The 3174-nt window shown below is 29.3% G+C and carries 5 protein-coding genes; 1 reads left to right on the top strand and 4 read right to left on the bottom strand.

Translation table 11 applies throughout. The features are described from left to right. Together ACMOUI_RS01290 and yedF are read right to left on the bottom strand one after the other, a co-directional pair. Positions 1-200: DUF3343 domain-containing protein (locus tag ACMOUI_RS01290; RefSeq protein WP_418963939.1), on the bottom strand; the 200-nt coding region annotated here is incomplete at its 3' end. Beyond that, a complete protein-coding gene (gene yedF / locus ACMOUI_RS01285) occupies positions 200-790 on the bottom strand; it encodes a sulfurtransferase-like selenium metabolism protein YedF (RefSeq protein ID WP_418963938.1) in 591 nt (196 codons plus the stop codon). The genes ACMOUI_RS01290 and yedF, both read right to left, overlap by 1 nt. A 161-nt stretch (positions 791-951) precedes the next feature. On the opposite strand from yedF, the gene ACMOUI_RS01280 reads away from it, so the two are divergent. Beyond that, positions 952-2376 carry an amino acid permease gene (locus tag ACMOUI_RS01280; RefSeq protein WP_418963937.1) on the top strand — a complete coding sequence of 475 codons (1425 nt, stop codon included), beginning with the start codon at positions 952-954 and terminating at the stop codon, positions 2374-2376. Between the two features lie 40 nt (positions 2377-2416). Here the strand turns inward: ACMOUI_RS01280 and ACMOUI_RS01275 are convergent, their stop codons facing one another. Continuing rightward, complete coding sequence (locus tag ACMOUI_RS01275) at positions 2417-2884, bottom strand: SRPBCC family protein (RefSeq protein ID WP_418963936.1); 468 nt, start codon at positions 2882-2884, stop codon at positions 2417-2419. A gap of 60 nt (positions 2885-2944) precedes the next feature. Further along, a partial coding sequence (locus ACMOUI_RS01270; protein WP_418963935.1) for a SelB C-terminal domain-containing protein occupies positions 2945-3174 on the bottom strand: 230 nt, incomplete at its 5' end.

The raw sequence follows: 3174 nt of genomic DNA, 5'->3' as shown, positions 1-3174 counted from the left end.
ATATTATTGGCATTTAAAAGTTCCAAAATTTTATAAGCATCTTCAATATTTGCTTTTAAAGATAGCCCACAGCTGGCCTTTAACTCTCCAGGAAGAGGTATGATACGAATATCGATACCGCTATCAATTAAAAATTTTTCAACTTTCATAACTAGATGAGTTGAATCTATTGTTATAATTAGAAATTTTTCTGAACTCATTATGGTCTAATCACCTTACTAGCTTTCATTTGTTTATCTATAATATTATACATGTTAGTAATACTTCCAACAGCGATATTATTTTCTAAATGGTAGAAATTTAAACAAGCTCCACAAGATAGAATTTCAACACCTCTCTCTTCAAGAAGTTTTAAATCTTTTATAGTAGTTTCATTTGAGGCAGTTAGAAAAACACCTTTATTATAGAAAAGAATAGCCTTTGGTAAAGTTTCCATCTCAGTGAGAGTATAGATGAAACCTTTTATTAAAGTCTCTCCAAGTGCTGCTTCTCCATCTCCCATTTTGTCAGAAGCGATAACTATAACAGTATTATCTTCACCATTGGAAATTGAAGTTTTAGGTAGGATTTCAGAGTTAGTTTTATTTATTTCAATAAAAAATACTCCATTTTCCTCTCTAGTTTTAAAAGAAAATCCCATCTCTTTAGAGAATTTTTCTATATTCTCTTTGGAAATTTTGTTATCTATTGTTACCTCAACAACACCCTCTGTTATCTCTTTTAAAGCATTTTTTGTCATAATAACTGGAATAGGACAAGTTTGTCCAATAGCATTAACCTTTATCACCATTACACACTCCTTAAAAATTAATCATCTTCTAATTATACAATATTTATACAAAAATTTATACTTTAAAATTACAGAAATAGATAACAAAATATTTGATTTTTTTTTGCAAAGGTGTTATTATACAAGTTGTTTTAAATATTATACATTATAAGGAGTTGAGAATGAAAAAGAAGTATCTATCTGTGTCATCACTAGTAATGATGATATTCTTGGGAGTATTTGGATTTGGAAATATTGCCAATAATTTTAAAGAAGTAGGAATGTCATCCGCCACAATGCTAGTAATAGGAATAGTTTTTTACTTTTTACCACTTTGCTTAATAATGGCAGAGTTTGGAGCATATGCTCAGGATAGAACAAGCGGAATATACTCATGGATAGAGATTGGATTAGGAAAAAAGATGGCCTATTTTGCGATTTGGTCATACTTTATAGCAAATATATTTTATTTACCTACCTTGGCAACAAGAGTACCAACATATTTTAGTTTTGGATTATTTGGAGATGCCAATGTATCAAACACACAGACAGCTATACTGTCATTAATAGCACTGGTTATATCATTGGTTATAGGCGTTAAATATCAAAAGGCCATAGGAGCTCTTTCAAAACCAATAGGTTATATATCGTTATTTACAGTTTTAATTTTTTTAGTTGCAGGGATATATCTTCATTTAACAGGACAGGGAGCAACTGACTTAACAACAGAGATGTTTGTGATAAAAACTACTTCTAAGTCAGATTTAGCTACATCTCTTGGAACATTTTCATGGATATTATTTGCATTTGGAGGAGGAGAGGTTGTAGGACCCTATGTAAATCAAGTGGAAAACCCAGAGAAAAATTTTGTTAAAGGATTACTTGTAGCTTCTATGTTAATTGGAATACTTTATGTTTTAGGAATTGTTTCTGTTTCAGCATTCGGAACTCAAGAGGACTTCTCTAAAATATCTTTGATAAATGCAGTATTGGCAGGATTTAAATTTATGGGAGACAAGGTAGGACTGGGAATTTGGTTTGTTAAATTGATGGGAATAGCATATTCATTGATAACACTGGTTGCTCTTATACTTTGGGGCAGTTCTTTGGCTGCGGGAGTATTTAGCGAAGCGCCAAAAGGAACATTTCCAGACTGGTTAACTAGAAAATCTGATAAAAATGGAATTTTAAGAAATGCATTAATATTTCAGACAATATTAGCATTTTTATTTATTGCTTTAACAACTTTTGGAGGAGAAGCGGCAGGAGAGTTATATTATAGAGTTTATGATATGACGACAATGGCATTAATTGTACCATATTTCTGTTTAGGAATAAGTTATATCTTCTTTAGAAAAAGAGGATATATAGCACCGTTTCAAATAGCTAAAGGGAATTTTATACCTATTTTAGCAGGGATTTCAGTTTCAGCTATGACATTTATAGCATTTATTTTTGCAGGTTATGATTTTACAATACCTATAGTGAAACAGTTGGATAAAATGAAGCTATACTATGGTGGATTATTAATGTTTATGTTAATAGGTGTAGTGATTAAATTTTTAAGTGGTATAAATTATAAAGCTAAAGATAAGAAAAAGAAATAGACTAAATAAAAATGGAAGAACGGCTGTTCTTCCATTTTTGTTATTTTGTTTTATTAAATTCAGTTTCAGCAACAACTTTTAATCTAGTTAGCTGCTCACTTAGGATTTTTTTATTAAAAACATTGAAAAGTTTATGTAATGAAGTTCCTTTTAAGGTCCAAGCAGTAAGAATTAGATGAGTTTTATTTGAATTAACCTCTTCAAAGTCGTATTCAATTTTAAAATCAACCCATTTATCACCAATTTCAATTTGATACATCTTACCCTCTTCATAAGCTAAAACTTTACCACAGTAATCCTCTTTAAAACCATACATCTTTATTTTTTCACAGAAAGTAGATCCTACTATATCCTGTGTATCAGTATGCTTTTCATCCTCTAATCCTTCAATCCAAAGACCATGTTTGCTATAATCAGATATAAATTTAAATACAAAATCTTTTGGAGCTTCTATATCTACTCCTTCAACAAAAAATGGTATTTTTTCGTTTAACTCTTTTAGTTCCATACAAATCACTCCCATTTAATAGAATATAATATATTATTAAGTGATTTTATTAGATTTCCTTTAAGATTGAGTATTATTTTTTATTCTATAATTATCGATTTTCTTTGTAAGTTTTTTTTGGTCAAAATTTTCTAAATATATAAGTGCCATTTTACGATTTGATTTAAGAAGATCTCTAAACTCAGCTAGTGTAATTTTAGTATTTTTTTCAAGAAATAGATTTAATCTAGAGATTGCCTCTTGATAAAATCCCTTTAAAATATAGTAACCATCTAAATTTAGAACTAAGC

This window comes from Cetobacterium sp., from assembly GCF_048470075.1.
GTDB lineage: Bacteria > Fusobacteriota > Fusobacteriia > Fusobacteriales > Fusobacteriaceae > Cetobacterium_A.
This window is presented reverse-complemented; position numbering and strand designations above follow the sequence as displayed.

Excerpts from the sequence above, each read along its gene's own strand:
- yedF (WP_418963938.1), bottom strand. The coding sequence starts at position 790 with ATGGTGATAAAGGTTAATGCTATTGGACAAACTTGTCCTATTCCAGTT.
- ACMOUI_RS01280 (WP_418963937.1), top strand. The coding sequence starts at position 952 with ATGAAAAAGAAGTATCTATCTGTGTCATCACTAGTAATGATGATATTC.
- ACMOUI_RS01275 (WP_418963936.1), bottom strand. The coding sequence starts at position 2,884 with ATGGAACTAAAAGAGTTAAACGAAAAAATACCATTTTTTGTTGAAGGA.